The organism is Vibrio sp. sp1 (assembly GCF_016920955.1).
GTDB classification, from domain to species: Bacteria; Pseudomonadota; Gammaproteobacteria; order Enterobacterales; family Vibrionaceae; genus Vibrio; species Vibrio alginolyticus.
Map to the genome: position 1 here is coordinate 975,464 of NZ_CP060589.1, position 19,472 is coordinate 994,935.

The following is a 19,472-nucleotide window of genomic DNA, read 5'->3' on the forward strand; positions in this document are numbered from 1 at the left end:
AAAAGGTCTTCAACTGAAGACCTTTTTTAATGAGCAATAAATACTTACTTAGTTGTGGCTCACCACAATCAAACGCAGCGAGTCGAGCTGAACCTGAGCTTGGTTGATGTAACCAGTGAGCTCTTTAATTTGTGCGTCGATAGCTTCAATTTCTTCGTCACGAATATTTGGGTTCACCGCTTTCAGTGCTTGCAAACGCTCAAGCTCTGCATTCAAACTGTGCTGCATATCTTGATGAGCTTGTTTGCGTACTTCTTCGACCTTCTCTTCAATAAGAACATCACCGGCTTCAATTAAGCGGTGTACGTCTTTCTGTACCGACGTAACCAACTTGCTACCTAAGTGACGGTTTACAGGGCTGAGCTGGCGGTTAAAGCTTTCAAACTCCACTTGAGCAGACAAATCATTACCACGCGAGTCCATCATTAAACGGATTGGCGTTTTCGGTAAGAAGCGCGCGATACCACTGCGTTTTGGCGCTTGCGCATCTACCGCGTAAATCAACTCAAGAAGAATAGTCCCGACTGGTAACGCTTTGTTTTTCAATAGAGATACCGCAGACGTCCCCACCCCTTCACTCATAAGAAGATCGATACCACCCTGGATCATTGGGTGTTCCCAACTGATAAAGTGCATATCTTCACGAGATAAAGCCGTATCACGATCAAACGTGATCGTCGCTCCTTCGTATGGCAGACCTGGGTAGCTTGGCACCATCATGTGCTCAGATGGGGTCACAATCAGGGCGTTTTCACCTTTATCGTCTTGATTCAAGCCAATCGTGTCAAAAAGAGAAAGTGCGAAGGTGACCAGATTGGTATCGCCGTCAGTTGATTCAATTTTCTCAACGATTTGTTGTGCTTTTTCCCCGCCATTTGAATGCATTTCTAATAGGCGATCACGGCCTTGCTCCAATTGGGATTTCAGCTCTTTATTCATTTTTGCTGACGCTTCAATGATCTCATCTAGCGTGCTGGTATCACCAGAGGCAAGAATTTCAATCAGATCATCGGAGTACTTATCGTAAACAGCACGGCCTGTTGGGCAGGTTTCCGCAAAAGCGCTCAGGCCTTCATCGAACCAACGTGCTAGGATCGCTTGCGATGTGCCTTTCAGGTAAGGAACATGAATGTCGATATCGCGATTTTGACCGATACGGTCCAAACGACCAATACGTTGCTCAAGCAAGTCTGGGTTAAATGGCAAGTCGAACATGACAAGTTGGTTGGCAAACTGGAAGTTACGACCTTCAGAGCCGATTTCGCTACAGATAAGAACTTGTGCTCCACCTTCTTCTTGCGCAAAGTAAGCCGCCGCTTTGTCACGTTCAAGAATCGACATACCTTCGTGGAAAACGGTGGCGCGGATACCTTCACGCTCACGCAGTGCTTGCTCCAATTGCAGTGCGGTACTCGCACGAGAAGCAATCACGAGGATTTTCTCGCTGCGCTTCTCTTTTACTTTTTCAAGCAACCAATTCACACGCGAGTCAAACTGCCACCAGCTCGCGTCATCGCCTTCAAATTCTTGGAAAATTTCTTCCGGGTAAAGGTTCTTCATCGCACGTGCTTCAGAACTCATCTTACCGCCAATCATTCCAGCAACACGCATTGATGTAGTGTATTGCGGTGGAATATCCATTGGCATCAGATGCACGTTACGCGTAGGGAAGCCTTTGATGGCCGCGCGCGTGTTACGGAACAAAACACGCCCTGTACCATGACGATCCATCAAGTTATCGATCAGCTCTTGGCGTGCCGACGCTTTAGCTTCTTCGTCCGCTTCACTTTCAATAATACGGAAAAGTGGTTCTACGTCTTGCTCAGAAAGCAGTTCAGTAATTTGGTTTTTTGCTTCATTAGGTAGCTTTTCACCGGAAAAGAGTGAAGTAATCGCATCTGCTACGGGCGCGTATTGCTCTTCTTCCTCAACGAATGCTTCGTAAGCATAGAAGCGGTCTGGATCCAACAAACGCAGACGAGCAAAGTGACTCTCACGACCAAGCTGCTCTGGCGTTGCAGTCAGTAGCAACACACCTGGAGTACGTTCAGCCAAGCCTTCTACCACTTGGTATTCACGGCTCGGTTTATCTTGGCTCCATTCAAGGTGATGCGCTTCATCGACAACCAGTAGGTCCCATTCACCTTCCAGTGCTTGTTCAAAACGCTTGCGGCTCTTGCGTAGGAAATCCAAAGAACACAGCACATATTGCTGAGTATCAAATGGGTTTTCTGCATCCGCAAACGCTTCGATACAGCGCTCTTCGTCAAAGATAGAGAAATGCAGATTGAAACGACGCATCATCTCAACCAGCCATTGATGCTGCAGTGTTTCAGGCACCACAATCAAAATGCGTTCGGCACGACCAGACAGAACTTGTTGGTGGATGATCATGCCCGCTTCGATGGTTTTACCCAAACCTACCTCATCCGCCAATAAGACGCGTGGCGCGTGACGACGGCCAACTTCGTGCGCGATGTAAAGCTGATGAGGGATCAAACCTGCACGCATACCACATAGGCCACGCATTGGGCTCTTATGCTGCTCAAACTGGTTGGTTAGCGCACGGTAACGCAGAACAAAGTTGTCCATACGGTCGATTTGACCGGCGTACAACTTATCTTGAGGTTTGTTAAAACGAATTTGGTTGCTAAGGAAAATCTCACGCAGAACAACAGCGGTTTCTTGCGTGTCTTCACGAGTACCGAAATAGGTGTAAAGACCTTCATCTTCCAGTACTTCTTCTACTTTTAGAGACCAACCTTCTTGGCAATCGATGACATCCCCAACATTAAAGGTGACTCGGGTAACAGGTGCATCGTTACGTGCGTAAACTCGGTTTTCCTCTGACGCTGCAAACATCAATGTCACAGTACGAGCATCCATTGCTACAACGGTACCTAAACCTAAATCGCTTTCCGTATCGCTAATCCAGCGCTGCCCCAAAGCAAATGTCATGAATTGACTACCTCGTTATTAGTTCTTGATTCGTATTTCTTGTTGGTCTACTCATGCCCGTGGGCATGGATAATAGTTTAGATCTGATTCTGGCTTCTGCTATGCCGATAGCATTCGTCATTTCAGTATGAACTGAGTATTTTTTAAGCCAGCTCAACATGATAAATCGGACGTAGCCTATACGCAGAAAAAGGTCGCTAATCTTACTTGAAGCTGTGATTTAGGTCACGCCGAAACCGCACCAAGCAGAAACTTTTTTTCCCAAACTCTAAATGCAATCAAATTGTAAAATACTCATGCCAATTATTAAGTTGTAGAACGTAAATATTACGTATACTTCTAATGAGGGGCGTTTAAAACCATTGCATATGATTTAAGCGCGTTAGTACACGATTAGGATCAACACGGGTTTGCAGTAAGTTGTCTTGCTACTCGGTTGCACACTAGCCGACATCAGCCCGACAACCTCTATTGCAAGCAATCAGAGTTAGGTCACTTCACACCTATTTGGAAACGACCTAACAACTCGCATGCAGAGCCGTACTACGGCAAGGAGACGCTATGGGCGATACCGATCGGAAACTGTTTGTACTCGATACCAACATTCTTCTTCATGAACCCTTTGCCATCTTCTCTTTCCAAGAACACGATGTCGTTATCCCCATGACCGTGTTGGAAGAACTCGACCGAATCAAAGACAGTAAGCGCGACGTTGCAAGAGATGCGCGCGTGGCTATTCGCACCTTGGAAGATTTGTTTAAAGAAGCAACGCCAGATGAAATCTCTGAAGGCATTCCTGTTTCTAAAGACAACCCCGACCAAGGTACTATTTCCATTTTGGCGGATTTTGAACTGCAGGAAACCGTCAAAGCCTTCGCCGACAAAGCCGGTGACAACCGTATTCTCAACGCGGTGCTTTATCTGCAAAATAAACGTGCACCACGCGAAGTGGTACTGATCACGAAAGACATCAACATGCGTCTGCGAGCCAAAGGGGCTGGTGTACGCTTTGTTGAGGATTATAGAACCGACCAACTGATTGACGACATTCAATACCTAACCAAGGGCTTTCAATTGCGTGAAGGTGATTTCTGGAGCGGTATTGAGGAAGTAGAAAGCTATGCACTGGGTGGAAAAACTTACCATAAACTCAGTCGCGAACCCTTCGACCCAACCTTTATCAACCAATACGTTATTGATGAAGACAGTGACTTTGCTGGTCGCGTAGAAACCATCAATGAAGACAAGTTAACGCTTCTCGACCTGAGCCGCGAACGCCTAATGCATCGCAAGGCTTGGGACATCACACCTAAAAATATCTACCAGGGAATGGCGTTAGATGCCTTACTCGATCCAGAAATTGACTTGGTGATTCTAACGGGTGCGGCGGGTAGTGGTAAGACATTACTGGCAATGGCTGCAGCATTGGAACAAACCATTGAAAAAAGCATGTTCGATAAAATTATCGTAACACGTAACACGCCAGATATCGGTGAATCCATCGGCTTCTTACCCGGATCCGAAGAGGAGAAAATGATGCCGTGGTTAGCGGCGGTGACCGATACCTTGGAAGCACTACATAAACACGATCACTGCACTGAAGGCTCATTGAAGTACATCTGCGATAAAGCCAACATTCAATTTAAATCGATCAACTTTATGCGTGGCCGTTCGATTCAAAATGCGTTTGTACTGCTTGATGAGTGTCAAAACCTCACTGCATCACAAATCAAAACCATCATTACCCGCTGTGGTGAAGGAACCAAAATCGTCTGCTCCGGTAACTTGGCGCAGATTGACTCTCATTACCTCACCCCAGTGACATCAGGATTGACGTACATGGTTGAGCGCTTCAAGAACTTTGAAGGCAGCGCAAATATTCACCTCAACGGCGTGGTTCGTAGCCGCTTGGCGGAATTTGCTGAAGAAAACCTGTAATTGACACCGACTCGCAAAGCAAAAGAGCGCTCTAATGAGCGCTCTTTTTATAACGATTCGACTGAGTTACTCAGTGCCACCCACTGTCAGTGAGTCCAGCTTCAAGGTCGGCTGACCAACACCAACTGGCACACTTTGACCTGCTTTACCACATACGCCAACGCCCTTGTCGATACTTAGGTCGTTACCGACCATAGAGACTTGCTGCATTGCTTCGATACCTGAGCCAATCAACGTCGCACCTTTAACAGGGCGCGTAATTTTACCGTTTTCAATCAAGTATGCTTCGGATGCAGAGAACACAAACTTACCCGAAGTAATGTCCACCTGGCCGCCACCAAAGTTTGGCGCATACAACCCTTTCTCGACCGTCGAGATTATTTCTTCTGGCGTATGTTCACCTGGTAGCATGTAGGTGTTGGTCATACGCGGCATTGGTAAATGTGCATAAGACTCACGACGACCGTTACCTGTTGGGTTCACACCCATTAACCGCGCGTTTAGCTTGTCTTGCATGTAACCTTTCAGCACACCATTTTCGATAAGCGTGTTGTACTGACCGTTTACCCCTTCATCATCCACATTCAGTGAACCACGAAGGTCTTTTAACGTGCCGTCATCGACGATGGTACACAGCGAAGACGTCACTTGTTGACCCATTTTGCCAGAGAAAACCGAAGATTCCTTCCGGTTAAAATCACCTTCTAGGCCATGACCTACCGCTTCGTGTAGCAACACGCCAGGCCAGCCAGAACCCAATACCACTGGCATCATGCCAGCTGGTGCTGCTTCTGCTTCAAGGTTGATTAACGCCATGCGAATCGCTTCGTCTGCGTAATGAAAAGCTTGTTTCACACCATTGCTTTCCGTTAAAAAGAAATCGTAACCGAAACGGCCGCCGCCACCAGCACTACCGCGTTCACGTCGTTCACCTTTTTGTGCGAGCACGCTAATAGACAAACGCACCAAAGGACGAATATCGCCTGCATAAGTACCGTCTGTTGCCGCAACAAGCATCTGCTCATGCACACCGCTGATGCTGATCGAAACTTCTTTAATCAATGGTTCTTTAGTGCGGATGTAAGCATCTAGAGATTTGAGTAATTCTGTTTTTTGCTGCTTTTCCCATTCAGCTAGTGGATTCACAGCCGCGTAGTACGCTTGGTTTTCGGTGCGTTTAAACGCTTGGACTTTGCCATTTTGCCCTTGCTGAGCAATACCGCGCGCCGCCATTGCACTCTGCTTCAGGCCTTCAGGCTGGATTTGATCAGAGTAGGCAAAGCCTGTTTTCTCGCCAGTTACTGCACGGACACCAACACCACAATCAATGTTAAAAGAGCCATCTTTGATGATGCTGTCTTCTAGAACCAGAGACTCATGCCAGCTGGACTGAAAGTAAATGTCCGCATAATCGATCTGGCGCGTCGCAATGCTGGCAAGCGTGTCAGCAATGTCTTGTTCTGTCAGACCATTTGGGGCAAGGAGTGCCTGTTCTATTTGGTTTGTGCTCATAGTTAGCTCTTTTATTTCCGTCTCAATTCATTTTGAAAGCGACTGTGTTGAGTCAGCGGCATATTCTGCCTTACTTGTTGGCTTTGTGACAAATCTATCTCAGTCACCAATAAACCTACTTCATCCTGAAGCTGTTTATGGATACGTCCCCAAGGGTCAACGACCATTGAGTGTCCCCATGTTTTTCGTCCACATGGATGCGTTCCAGTTTGTCCGCTTGCCAAAATCCAACATTGTGTCTCAATCGCTCTAGCTCGCAATAATACTTCCCAGTGAGCTTGCCCCGTCACAGCGGTAAACGCAGCGGGCACCACAATGATATCCGCCCCTTCTTGACGCAATACTTTATAAAGTTCTGGGAAACGTAAATCATAACAAATACTCAATCCAACACTGCCGATATCAGTTTCCGCAACGACTATTTGATTACCCGCCATAAACGTATCCGACTCACGATAACTACCATAACCATCGGCTACGTCGACATCAAACATATGCAGTTTGTCATAGTGAGCAATGCATTTACCGTGCGGCGGAAATACAAGTGTTGTGGTGGTGACACCTTTTGCGGTTTGAATGGGCATGCTTCCGACAATTAGCGTTAACTGGTTCTTTCTAGCGATTTCACAGAGCCGCTGTTGAATCATGCCACTGCCAAGTGGCTCTGCATGTTGATGATAAGCTTCGCGACTGGAAAATAGCACTGTATTTTCAGGAGTAAGAACAAGTTTGGCACCTTGCTTGCTCGCTAAAGCACACTGTTTTTCAATGAAGTCCAAATTCGCGTTAATATCCGGACCCGAAGTCATTTGAATAATGCCAACACGCTCCATGTGTTTCCTCCCTATTCCATTATATTCGGTGAGTTATTTGGCCTGTTCACGCAGTTTTTCTGGCAGCTTATATTCACCTTTACTTCGCGAAATTTCTTTCACCGTTGGTGAATCTAGTGGGCCTTTCACTTCATAATTGACTTGAGTGAAGACCTCAACCACCGGAGATATCACCGTAGAGATGGCCAAGACATACAAAGCAGTTTGAGGCGCAACGGCAAACGCGGTCAGCATTGGTAGGCCTGATGTGATGTCTGGTGTGAATTTCACTTCCGCATCAACCATTCTGCTGTTCATATTAGCGATGCCGCGGATTTGCATTTCCCCTGCTAACGCATCCATTACGATATCATTGGTGATAAACACACCGTCTTGGATTTTGCCCGTTCCCGTGATCGAGTTGAATGCCATGCCTTTATCGAATACGTCGGTAAAGTCGAGCTGCATCTTACGGATGATAGAATCCAAGCTAAACAAGCCTAACAAGCGTGCCGCACCACTAACTTCACTGATCACGCCTTTACCAAATTCCGTTGAGACGTTTCCTTGCAAGGTTTGTGTCTTCATTGACCAAGGTGCGCCGTCCCATTCCATATTGGCATTGATCTCAAATGGTGCTTGTTGAATGCCTGATGTAATACCAAAGCGCTCCATAAGATCGGTGTTGTTATCACCTTTCATTTTCATGGTTAAGTTGGAATGACTACTCTCTTTCGTCAGGTCCCACCAACCACTCATATCAATGCGGTTTTTGCCGCTACTAAAGGTGATATTTTTCCACTCCAAGCGGTTCTGGCGACGCTGCAAATCAACATTCACTTTGCCCACTTTGTAGCCTTGCAGCCAAAAATCATCAATGTTCAAAGTTAAGTTTGGCATCTCAGCGTGAAACTTGCGGTCAAAATTGGTAATCAAAGGTGCGTTTTGATCTTCACTCGCAAAGATTGAACTGCGCTCTTTGGTCATCTCTTCAAACCCTGGGATGTACAGATGCAAGTGCTCTAGAGAGACCGATAGATCATAGGGTTTCAGATAGTTAGCTTTCCCTTTAACCTCTTGACTGTCCACATCGAGTTGCCAACTCAAATTTTTCTTGCTTGCTGAAAAATCCACATCATGAAACTCAATCCCACCGAGCTGTAAGTTTGGCGTTTCAACTTCAATGCGTGTCGGCAATGGAATGGTCGGCGTTTTCATGCTTGCCAAAACAGACGATGAAGGCTTGCTCTCAGAGACCTGCGCAAGCTCAGCCCATTGGTCTAAATTCAGTTCTTCGACACGCACCGAAGCATCGTGCCCGACAATAGGACTAATCCGGAAGCCACCTTTGCCAACCATTAAATGAGTCGCAGTCAGAACCGGGACATCGCCAGCGATATCTATCTCAGTTTGATACTTCACATTTGGGATCTGTAGTCTTGCTGAAATACTCTCTTGGTTGCCGGATGCTTGCAGTTTCGCTTGCCCAGACTCACCAATTTTTTTCGCTAAAGGATAAGGATATTGACTAGCCAGACGATTTAGTTGCGCCAGCACTTCAAGCTGATAAGTGAAACCAACATCATTGAGTTGCAAGTCAATGTCCATTTGCCACGGCGCATGGCCAGAAACAAGGTTTAACCAACGCTCACCGACATAGGGTTTGAGAGGCTCGACATCCCAATCTCCTAATGTATTAATTGTCACGTTGTAGCCTTGCTCCGCACTCTCTCCATGGAAATCAAGAGAGATAGGCTGTTGTAATAATTCGGCCGACAAACCCGATGTGGTAACCACATCATTGTCGAAGGTGATGCGCCCTGTGGCGTTTTCAAGCGTCATTGGCGGCGCTTCAATATCAACACGATTTTCTGTTAAATCTGCATAACCCCAAGCGCGAGACTCTTTCTCAAAATCAAACGGTATGTTGAGTTGAAACTCAGAGTAAACGGGCCCACTCACTTGCAGCGCTGTCAATGCGGCACCGACTGAATCCACTAATGGCGTCGCCATCATGTAGTCACGGACTTCATTACCCGGCGCGCTTGCTTTCGCTTCAATCTCGATGTGTCCACCTTCTGCCAACTCAGGGATTCGCCCAGTGATACGCTTGGCATGAACGCCATTTAGTGTGGCTGATTTTGAATCCAAATACATGGCATCATTTTCAAACAGCAAGTCTAGCTGCAAATCCGTGATGGTTGGCCATGCCGTATCAAAGCTAAATTTCGCGTCTTTTAATCCAACCCAAGCTTGGAACATGCCATTATGTTCTTTGTAAGGAAAATCACCTAACTCGCCATACCACAACAATTTCGCTGTGTTCACTTTACCGCCCTGAATCGCGGTCGAAAGATAGTCGGTCAAGTCTTGTCCAAGTGCCAGAGTCGGTAGATAGCGCCATGTCTCACCCGCGTTGTAGAGATCCGCTTCGGCATAGAACGATAAAAATGGGCTTTGTTCTTTTGGAAAATCAAGACGGAATGCCCCCAAGACTTGAAGATCAGGCGTTGCTGCCGTCACTTTATCCGCCCACAAACGCCAACCCGCATCATCTTGCTGCCAGATAATATCGACTTCACCTTGTTTGATATTCAGCGGAGCTTGGAATACATCGCCGTACGGAAAGACATCATCAATGACGGTGACTCTTGCTTTAGCTTGATTCACATCCCCCGATACGCTGCCCTGTACGTGATGAAACCCGGGTAGGAGCTCCCATTGTGTCATCGCGAGTTCATCCAGTTCAGCCGAGTAGCGTAAGGTGTCTAAACCACCGTTCATTGACAATCGGACATCTTCGACCCGACCTTTCGGTGCTAGTTTGTTAATAAGGTCACTGGTCGACTCTGACTCTGGAGCCAGCTTAATGAGCGGAATGAGTGCTTCAATGTCGAGTTGAGAGAGATTAAGCATCCAGCCGTTTGGTTGCCAATCAAACGCGACGTCTAGCTCTGGCCAAGGGGTATTATCGGTTCTGATCTGAAGTGAGTGGCCATTTACTTTCCAGCCTTGTTTATCTGGTCGAAGATTGAAAATTCCAGACTCAATAAACAGCTCATGATGTCCATCTTCATTCCACACCAACTCGGAAGGCAGCAATTCAACATAAGCATCATGCGGTTGGCTATGTTTGAGCGTTAGCCAAGTATTTAAGCTGACTTTACCCGACTCTGCTCCTGACTCTTCTTGCATGTAAGTGGTCAGCCAAGGTGTGACCGAGACATCTTGAGCACTCACGTAAAACTCACCAGATACATCGCGCAACGAGCCATGATCTTTAAAGTTAGCGCTTACTAACAATGAGTTCAGGCGAACATCGGCAATGCTAACCGTGCCTTCGGCTACGTGACGTTTCCCTTGATTGCTCCAACGAAGCTGCTCAATATCTAAACGGCGAGTTTCACCAGACACCGACTTATACCAAATCCGTGAATCGCTAATAGTGAAGTCTTCGAACTGACGTAAAAGAAGTGAGTCGAGTTGGTCAATGAGTTTCACTTCGCTCTTATCCACTTCAGGCTTCGGATCTTGACGATGAGAAGTCGGCAGAATGTCTACCGTGTGAATGTCTAAAGCGAGGTTATGAATGGTAAGGTCTGCAACTACAGGTTTAAGTTGAAAAAGAGATTGAATAAGGTCGAACTCAATTTGGACTTCTTCAACAGCGAAGCGTGCATCTTGCACGTTTGGTAGATTTGCCTCTAAACCCAGTAACGCAATTGAGGGATGATTATTGCGCCACGTCCCTGCGACATTGGCAATAGAAACGTCAAAACCTGTGCCTTGTTTGACCCAGGTTTTGATCTCATCTTGGAAATGGTTAAGTTGCGGCAGTGTGACGCGAAGCGTGGTTACTAATATGGCTAATAACACCAATACAGTAACTAAACTCCACGCACAAAAACGCCCAAAACGGTTAACACCAGAATTCACAAATGTTCCAAATTACATCATTACGACGTCAAACTGTTCCTGAATGTACAGGGGTTCAGCCTGAACTCGCACTTGCTTGCCAATAAATACTTCGAGCTCAGCCAACGCATGAGACTCATCGCCCAATAGCGCTTCAGCAACAAACGGCGATGCGTACACGACAAAATTATCGGCGTCGTAAGCACGGTTCACACGAGTAATCTCGCGTAATATCTCAAAGCATACGGTTTCGACCGTTTTCACGCTGCCACGGCCTTCACAAGTAGGACAGCCAGAACACAAGATATGTTCAATACTTTCTCGCGTGCGCTTACGCGTCATTTCAACTAAGCCAAGCTGGGTAAAGCCGTTGATGTTGGTTTTTACTCGGTCTTTCGCCAGCGCCGTTTCCAGTGAGGTAAGTACTCGCTGACGATGCTCTTCGGATGCCATATCGATAAAATCAATAATGATGATACCGCCGAGGTTACGTAAACGTAGCTGACGCGCAATAGCTTGCGTTGCCTCTATATTGGTATTGAAGATAGTCTCTTCGAGATTACGACGACCAACAAATGCACCCGTGTTGATATCGATGGTGGTCATGGCTTCGGTTTGATCGATGATCAAATAGCCGCCCGATTTTAGCTCGACCTTGCGCTCTAAAGAACGCTGAATTTCGTTTTCGGTGTCGTACATGTCAAAGATTGGCTTGTCACCTTCGTAAAGCTCAAGCTTATCTGTTAACTCCGGTACATACTCAGAAGTGAATTCTTTCAGGTTTTCATATTCAAGGCGGGAGTCGACCATGATCTTATCGAGCTCTGTGCCAACAAAGTCACGCAGAATGCGTTGAGCTAAGCCGAGTTCACCGTAAAGTGTTGAACGCGTTTTGTATTTTGAGCGACGCTCCATGACTTTTAGCCACAAACGCTTTAGAAATGCCGCATCTTGAGAGAGCTCTTTTTCATCAGCGCCTTCTGCCGCGGTACGAATGATAAAACCACCGTGCTCATCGCAGTAATGGTTCACCACCTTTTTCAAACGCTCGCGCTCTTTTTCACTTTCAATACGCTGCGAAACACCGACATGGCTGGCCCCCGGCATAAAAACAAGATAACGCGAAGGTAAGGTGATATCCGTCGTTAAACGCGCACCTTTTGTGCCGAGCGGATCTTTGACCACTTGCACAACAATGTCTTGTCCCTGGCGTACCAGCTCAGAGATATCACGGACTTGAAACTGCTGTTTTTCGTTTTCTGCCACACATTCGGTATGAGGAACAATATCTGACGCATGTAAAAACGCCGCTTTATCTAAACCAATGTCGACGAAAGCCGCCTGCATGCCTGGTAACACTCGGCTTACTTTGCCTTTGTATATATTGCCCACAATACCGCGACGCGATTCGCGCTCGATATGTATTTCTTGTAGTACTCCACCTTCAATCATGGCCACACGAGTTTCACTCGGGGTCACGTTAAGCAGCAATTCTGCACTCATGTGCACACCTCAAAACAATTATAAAAATTCTTGAATTAGCTGATCGGTTTCGAACAAAGGTAAGCCTACTACAGCGTGATAACTGCCTTCGATTCGGGTGACAAATCGCCCTCCGAGTCCCTGAATACCATAACTTCCAGCTTTATCGCATGGCTCTCCTGACTGCCAATATTGTTCGATTTCTTCGTGAGTCAGTGGTTTGAACCACACGTCAGTGGTAACGACCACTGAATGTTGTTGTTCCGATGATACAACGCTCACCGCAGTCATCACTTGATGGCGACGACCCGATAAGTCAGTAAGCATACGCTTTGAATCTTCAAAACTTTTTGGTTTTTCTAGCACACGGTCATCGCATACTACGACCGTATCAGAGCCCAATACAACGGAATCAGGCTTAGCCAACGCTAAGCCTGCCTGAGCTTTTTCCAAAGAAAGACGCAACACGTAATCTCGTGCTTGCTCATGAGCCTGTTTGGCTTCCTCAATATCAGGCAATACGATCTCAAAATCATAACCCAGTTGAGCAAGCAGCTCTTTTCTTCTCGGAGAACCCGATGCGAGAACGAGAGATAAGCTTTTCTTCACCGCTTTACCTTACGTGCCATGCACGACGAACTCGTCGCATTAATAAAAACATCCATGGCCAAAGTATACAGTTTATTGCCGCCGTCCACAGAGATAATGGATTAAATACTACGTCCTGGTTCAAATATTCCCCACAGAATATCAAAACTTCCAATAACGCAGTAAAAAAGGCAATTAAAATCGACTGTTGCCACAAAGCCATGTTGCGAATCAACAGGAAATTCAGCGCCACGAGGTAGATAACGATCGACATCATCATGCCACGAATTCCAAGCGTTGAGCCGATCAAGATATCCCATAATAAGCCCAACACTAGCGCAGTTCCGACGTTCACTCGGTGCGGTAGTGCCAACACCCAATAACACGTAACAAGGAACAACCATGAAGGGCGTAACACATCTAACACACCTGGCCATGGAATGGTTTGCAGTACCAGCGCAACGAAGAAACTGACGCCAATCACCATTCGGCTACTCAATACATTATTGGCCATCGGTTACCTCTTGTTCTTGCTCTAACCCTTCATCTACATTGGACCGCAGTACTTTGTGTTGACGGTCTTCATTCGGCCAAATCAGCAGTAGGTAGCGTAAGCGATCAAACTCCACAACCGGCTCAGCCTTGATTGAAGCGAACTCTTGACGCGTATCGTGATCCACATTGGTAACCGTCGCGACTGGGTATCCCTCAGGGTAAATGCCACCTAAACCGGATGTCACCAATAAATCACCAACCTGAATATCTGTGCTGGTTGGAATGTGCTCCAGTTGGATTTCATCCATTTCACCATTGCCCGATGCGATCACTCGGATATCATTGCGGATCACCTGGACAGGAATTGCATTTTTCGCGTCCGTTAGCAGCAGAACACGTGCGTTGTGCGCTGCGACAAACGTGACCTGACCAACGATGCCTTTCTCATTGATAACAGGCTGACCAACGTAAACACCATCAATACGGCCTTTATCGATCACCACTTGATGACGATAAGGTGAAGTATCAACCGCCATTACTTCTGTCACGACTTTCTTTTCATCACGGACAAATGAAGATCCTAACAACTTACGTAAGCGTTGGTTTTCTTCTTTATATTGGTCGAGCAAGATAAGCTCGCTTTTCAGGCGTAGCACTTCTCGCTTTAAGCTGCGATTGCCTTCAACCAATGCCTGATGAGAATTAAAACGTTCAAATACTCCATCGAACATACTACGAGGTAAATTCGCTGCGTACTGAATCGGTGCAACCATACTGTTTAGTAGGTATCGAACGTTGGAAAACGTATCTAGACGACTATCGGCCAGCATTAAGCTCGCCGACACGATGACAGCAAAAAACAGACGTAATTGCAGAGACGGACCTCTGCCGAAAATCGGTTTCATCTTGTTTTTGACCTGATTGCTTCCATGATTATTGAGCCTTACTTGGCAACCTAAAAATACTTAACTAAATACTTTTAGGTATGGAGCATGTTTGAATTACAGAGAGAGCAGAAATGAAGGTGAAGCCCGACATGAGCTTCACCTAAACCTTTATTCTTCAGAGAACAGATCGCCACCGTGCATGTCGATCATTTCTAGAGCTTTACCGCCACCACGAGCCACACACGTTAGTGGATCTTCCGCGATAACCACAGGAATACCAGTTTCTTCCATTAGCAGACGGTCTAGGTCTTTTAGTAGTGCACCACCACCGGTTAGTACCATACCGTTTTCAGAAATGTCTGAAGCAAGCTCTGGTGGGCACTGTTCTAGTGCAACCATGACTGCTGATACGATGCCAGATAGCGGCTCTTGAAGCGCTTCTAGGATCTCGTTTGAGTTCAAGCTAAAGCTTCGTGGCACACCCTCTGCAAGGTTACGACCGCGAACTTCAATCTCTTGAACTTCATCACCTGGGTAAGCAGAACCGATTTCGTGTTTGATCTTTTCAGCCGTTGCTTCACCAATCAAGCTGCCGTAGTTACGACGTACGTAGTTGATCACAGCTTCATCAAAGCGGTCACCACCGATACGTACAGACGATGAGTAAACCACACCGTTTAGAGAGATAACGGCAACTTCAGTTGTACCACCACCGATATCGACCACCATTGAACCTGTCGGCTCAGATACGCGTAAACCAGCACCAATTGCCGCCGCCATTGGCTCGTCGATTAGGTAAACTTCACGGGCACCAGCACCAAGTGCTGATTCACGAATTGCGCGACGCTCAACTTGGGTAGAACCACAAGGAACACAAACAAGAACACGTGGGCTTGGCTTTAGGATGCTGTTATCGTGCACTTGCTTGATAAAGTGCTGAAGCATTTTTTCGGTTACGTAGAAGTCAGCGATTACGCCGTCTTTCATTGGGCGGATAGCGGAAATGTTGCCAGGTGTACGACCAAGCATCTGTTTTGCTGCGTGACCGACTGCAGCAACGCTTTTTGCAGAACCTACACGATCTTGACGAATAGCAACTACAGAAGGTTCATCAAGGACAATACCTTGCCCTTTTACGTAAATTAGAGTGTTGGCTGTACCTAAATCGATAGATAGATCGTTAGAAAACATGCCACGAAGTTTCTTAAACATACTCTTCGCTCATCCTGCAAAAATATAGAAGACAAAAATTGCTCTAAATGTACCAATGCCTCGCTGTCACAGCAAGGTATTGGTACACAAACATGAGCAGAAAGCCTCAATTTCTTGCAGTTTCCTAACTTAAGGGCAAAAACCTAAGTTGTTACTGTCCGGTTAACCCTGGCTCACCACGGTAAATCACGCGATCGTTACCACGATGAATACCAAAGGTGACGACGGAGGATGGGTTTTCTTCACCAGCTTTCTTATTGTCCCAGTTGTACTTGAGCCAAGGTAAGCCATTTTTTGAATCATCAAGATCTAACCAAACGCGTGTTTGCTGACGGTATGGTTCAGCTTGAGTTGCAGTAACAGATCGAGAAGAACCAGAAGACACTTCACCACCAGCTCCTAGTGTAACCGCTTTAGGATCAGCATCAGTACCTGTTGGCCAAATATGCCTTTCAGCGGCAGTGACACCTTTCACATCGGTTTGATTGTCATTAGGGTTGGCGATAAAGCGGCTACCATTCCAGTATTCGATTCTTAGAGGAATATGTAAGGTCGCCCCCTGATTTCCACCAACATCATCAAGAGCGATGCGACCAAAGCGCACATCCGGTTGTGCCAGCAACACTTGTGCCACGCTGGTAGTCAATTGTTCATTGCCGTTAACGCTACTTTTAAACCTGAATAATGTCGGGTCAACATAGCTACTGGTTTTACCACCAGAATTGCTCAGTGATAGGCTAATCGTGGTACTGGTAGATTTGTCCGCCACCACTTTCGAGTTAAACGGCCCATCGGGCAAAATTGGTTTGCTCCATTGAACCGAATTATCCCACTGCTTACGCCACACCGCGCCGCTCCAGTTTTTATCGCCGAGATCCGCATTCGCGATATTCAAGCGATCCGAATGTTCACCGGACAGATAGAAATCGGCTTTTAATCCACTAGCAAACAAACCGTAGTTTTGTGTCGCGCCGCCACTGGCATTATAGGCGGTCACAGCAAAGCTTACCGAATCGAAAGCCTGCCCCATGTAGGCCGACTCGCCCTGGTTATCCGGATAGTCCCAGTTGGTTTCCGTAACGTTAAAGTAAGCCGGATAGAAGCGACCTATTGTCGCTATTGCATCCTTAATTTTGAACGCGCTACTACCTAAATAGCTTGAGGTACCCAGCGGTTTGCCGTTTTCATCACTCGCAACTGGTGCAGCTACGCTAAATTCAAATGCGCCGACTTCCGAGACCGACTGCGGCAGCATCACCTTACCATTGGCCCATTTGCTCCCCTCCGGCAATGAGGTATTCAACAGCGTGGCTGACGCCCCCTCAGCCGGGTATTTCACGCTGTTGGCGATGGTAATGGCCGGCTCCTGGTAGTTTTTGGCGACCTTTTCTGTATTTTCATCCGCCGCCTGATAGGCGGTCACGGTCAGGTCAAACAACTCACCAGCGGCAACAAAACTGTTGCTACAGCCAGAAATGGCCTTGGTGCAGGTACCGTTTTTATCCGCTTTGGTTGCTGTTAGCTTCAGATACTCAGGGAAGCTGACAAAGCTGGCAAAGCCAGCAGAATCGCCCACACCATCGACGCTCGCATTGAGCTTCACTTTACCTGCTTCCGGATACTTAATTTTAAAGTACGCCTTGCCCTGCGAGTCAAAATACACATTTTTCAACACTATACTTTGTGTCTTAAGTAAAGTTGGCTCACTTGTCCAGTCGACCGTGTTGTTGCCGACCTTTCTCTTGTACCAGATCGACACCGGCTGAGTTTTATCAACCGGTGCAACTTCATACGCCATCGACATTCTCACGTTGCGCGACTCACCGTCCGCATCTGCCTGAGCAGAACAGAACGACAAGTGATCCTCACCCTGGCTCTGGCGGTTGGCCACCACATCGGCCACGTTGACCGCTAAAACATTCTTAACGAAAGTCACCTCACAGTTCTCTGCCAAGAGCTCGCCGCCATTAATACGACAGCGTGCACCTTCAAAACCAAACTGCGGTACCGAGCTGCTGGCCACGCCCATGGTAATAGTGCCAGATTCCGAAGCCTGTAGCGCTAATTCCTTCTGGTTTTGAACAGTTACCTGTGTACCACCGACCCAGTTAGCAATGTCATGCCCCGCCGAAGGCGTCAGCGTCACATTGAGTGGCTTAAGCATCCCGTTATTGTATGCGTCGCGCGGATAGCGCTTGCTACAGTCCGCATTCATGCACGCTCGCAGCTCCACTTGAGAGGCCTGACAAGTGCTGCCTGAGCCCGAATAATCAAACTCAAAGTGGTGGATGCCTTCGGTCAGTGGGATGGCCTCATCGGCACATACCTGGAAGTTATCAATCTCATGAGTATTGGTCGACCAACCGGTTGATGCGGTGACAGAAAGGCGGAAGTTCTCTGGCACCGTATTAAAGCTGCCCTGCTGAAGTACATCAAACTTCTCGATTAGTGTTTTCCATTCTCCTGTATCTATTTTTCTTTCGACCGTGAGATAATATTTACCTGACTCACGTGAGTTGAGCACGATTCTGTATTTATGTAAGCCACTGCGGGGACCATCAATATCTTCAACTGGCAGATCTTTTCGACTAGGTTCATAGCCCTTAATGTATTTATAGCCCTTAAGCCACTGACCATTTGAGTCCGTGGAGCCGGGACCACGAACACCTATCAAGTTCTGTTTTCGTGGTGAATATTTATCAACAACCTCTCCACCAGTACGGTAATAGTTACCGTATTCATCAAGACCGATTCCTAGCCAACCTCCAGCAAAGCCTTCAATGTCTTTAGTCACTTCTTCGCTGTGGTTTTTCTGCAGCTTCATCCCGTAGCCCAGCGGGCCGCCAAAGGCACCGGTTTTCGGCAGCACATTGGCATCCGACAGCACCAGAGCTATACCATCAGCACCATCACCACCAAAGGCGTAATGATCAAACTCAATCTGCAAATAGTTTTGTGCCGATGGAAAGACATAATTGTAGGCCGACGCCGTGGCCTGACGACGTATACTTTCATTCAGCCTGAAACGCCCATTGTTCGTCTGCGGCTGGGTACTGCTTTCAAAGCCCATCACTGACCAGTTGGCCAGGCTGCCGTTATCGAAGTTTTCGGGTGGTAATGGCTTACACTGCTTAGGCTGAGGAGGCGTCCAGCACGGCTGCGGATAGTCCGGTTTGACAACTTGAGTTGAGCCTCGCATATCAAGCCAACGGCTTGTGACTGCACCATAAATTTGTTCGCCGGTATCCAGCACCAGGCTCTTGGCAAGAATAAAGCCTTTAAACTGTTGTGACGTGGCGGTTTTGAAATGCACACTCGCCTGTGGCCCATAGATCACCGGCAATACCAAATCACTTTGTGTGGTACGGTAATCAAAATAGGCATCTTCGAGTTTAAAATCAGCATTGTTGCCGGTATACGAGCCGGGCGTCTGATTCGTACCCACCACATTCCAGGTAACGTTGCTACCAAAAATCAGCTTCGGCTTGGCGCCTATATTTTTGAAAGTTTTCACTGTCAGGTTGGTGTTATCGGCCAAATATAGTGAGAGATTGGACTTAGACTCGTAAACCAACTCTTCTATTTTGCGTTCACCAGCGATCTTCAGCTCAACCTTTTGACTGTTTGCACTTTCAATAATCTTTAGTCGTTTAAGGTCGCGCTTCAAGCTGAT

11 protein-coding genes are annotated in these 19,472 nt (G+C 47.0%); 1 reads left to right on the forward strand and 10 read right to left on the reverse strand.

All coding sequences use genetic code 11. The annotated features are described in order from the left end of the window. Positions 1-48 precede the first annotated feature (48 nt). Entirely contained in the window at positions 49-2,958 is a 2,910-nt protein-coding gene (gene rapA / locus H9L11_RS04645) for an RNA polymerase-associated protein RapA (protein ID WP_064377046.1), read from the reverse strand. Positions 2,959-3,519: 561 nt separating this feature from the next. On the opposite strand from rapA, the gene H9L11_RS04650 reads away from it, so the two are divergent. Then, on the forward strand, positions 3,520-4,896 hold the full coding sequence (locus H9L11_RS04650) for a PhoH family protein (protein WP_005381133.1): 1,377 nt from the start codon (positions 3,520-3,522) through the stop codon (positions 4,894-4,896). A gap of 66 nt (positions 4,897-4,962) precedes the next feature. Here H9L11_RS04650 and tldD read toward each other — a convergent pair whose 3' ends face one another. From tldD to H9L11_RS04695, 9 genes are all read right to left on the reverse strand, one after another. Beyond that, on the reverse strand, positions 4,963-6,408 hold the full coding sequence (gene tldD, locus H9L11_RS04655; RefSeq protein WP_005381134.1) for a metalloprotease TldD: 1,446 nt from the start codon (positions 6,406-6,408) through the stop codon (positions 4,963-4,965). Positions 6,409-6,419: 11 nt separating this feature from the next. Then, the gene (locus H9L11_RS04660; protein ID WP_005381136.1) at positions 6,420-7,241 is read right to left on the reverse strand and encodes a carbon-nitrogen hydrolase family protein; all 822 of its coding nucleotides are present in this window, start codon (positions 7,239-7,241) and stop codon (positions 6,420-6,422) included. A 33-nt stretch (positions 7,242-7,274) separates the two neighbouring features. Then, on the reverse strand, positions 7,275-11,156 hold the full coding sequence (locus tag H9L11_RS04665) for a YhdP family protein (protein ID WP_033907412.1): 3,882 nt from the start codon (positions 11,154-11,156) through the stop codon (positions 7,275-7,277). A gap of 12 nt (positions 11,157-11,168) precedes the next feature. Next, the gene (rng, locus tag H9L11_RS04670; RefSeq protein ID WP_005381138.1) at positions 11,169-12,638 is read right to left on the reverse strand and encodes a ribonuclease G; all 1,470 of its coding nucleotides are present in this window, start codon (positions 12,636-12,638) and stop codon (positions 11,169-11,171) included. 18 nt (positions 12,639-12,656) lie between these two features. After that, positions 12,657-13,226 carry a Maf family protein gene (locus H9L11_RS04675; protein WP_005381139.1) on the reverse strand — a complete coding sequence of 190 codons (570 nt, stop codon included), beginning with the start codon at positions 13,224-13,226 and terminating at the stop codon, positions 12,657-12,659. Between the two features lie 4 nt (positions 13,227-13,230). Then, entirely contained in the window at positions 13,231-13,719 is a 489-nt protein-coding gene (mreD, locus tag H9L11_RS04680; protein WP_005381141.1) for a rod shape-determining protein MreD, read from the reverse strand. Further along, positions 13,709-14,605: a rod shape-determining protein MreC gene (mreC, locus tag H9L11_RS04685; RefSeq protein WP_005381142.1), complete on the reverse strand. Its 897-nt coding sequence runs from the start codon at positions 14,603-14,605 to the stop codon at positions 13,709-13,711. The genes mreD and mreC overlap by 11 nt, the downstream gene beginning before the upstream one ends. 150 nt (positions 14,606-14,755) lie before the next feature. Then, positions 14,756-15,799 carry a rod shape-determining protein gene (locus H9L11_RS04690; RefSeq protein ID WP_005381144.1) on the reverse strand — a complete coding sequence of 348 codons (1,044 nt, stop codon included), beginning with the start codon at positions 15,797-15,799 and terminating at the stop codon, positions 14,756-14,758. 151 nt (positions 15,800-15,950) lie between these two features. After that, a complete protein-coding gene (locus H9L11_RS04695; RefSeq protein WP_205391014.1) occupies positions 15,951-19,466 on the reverse strand; it encodes a DUF6701 domain-containing protein in 3,516 nt (1,171 codons plus the stop codon). Positions 19,467-19,472 lie beyond the last annotated feature (6 nt).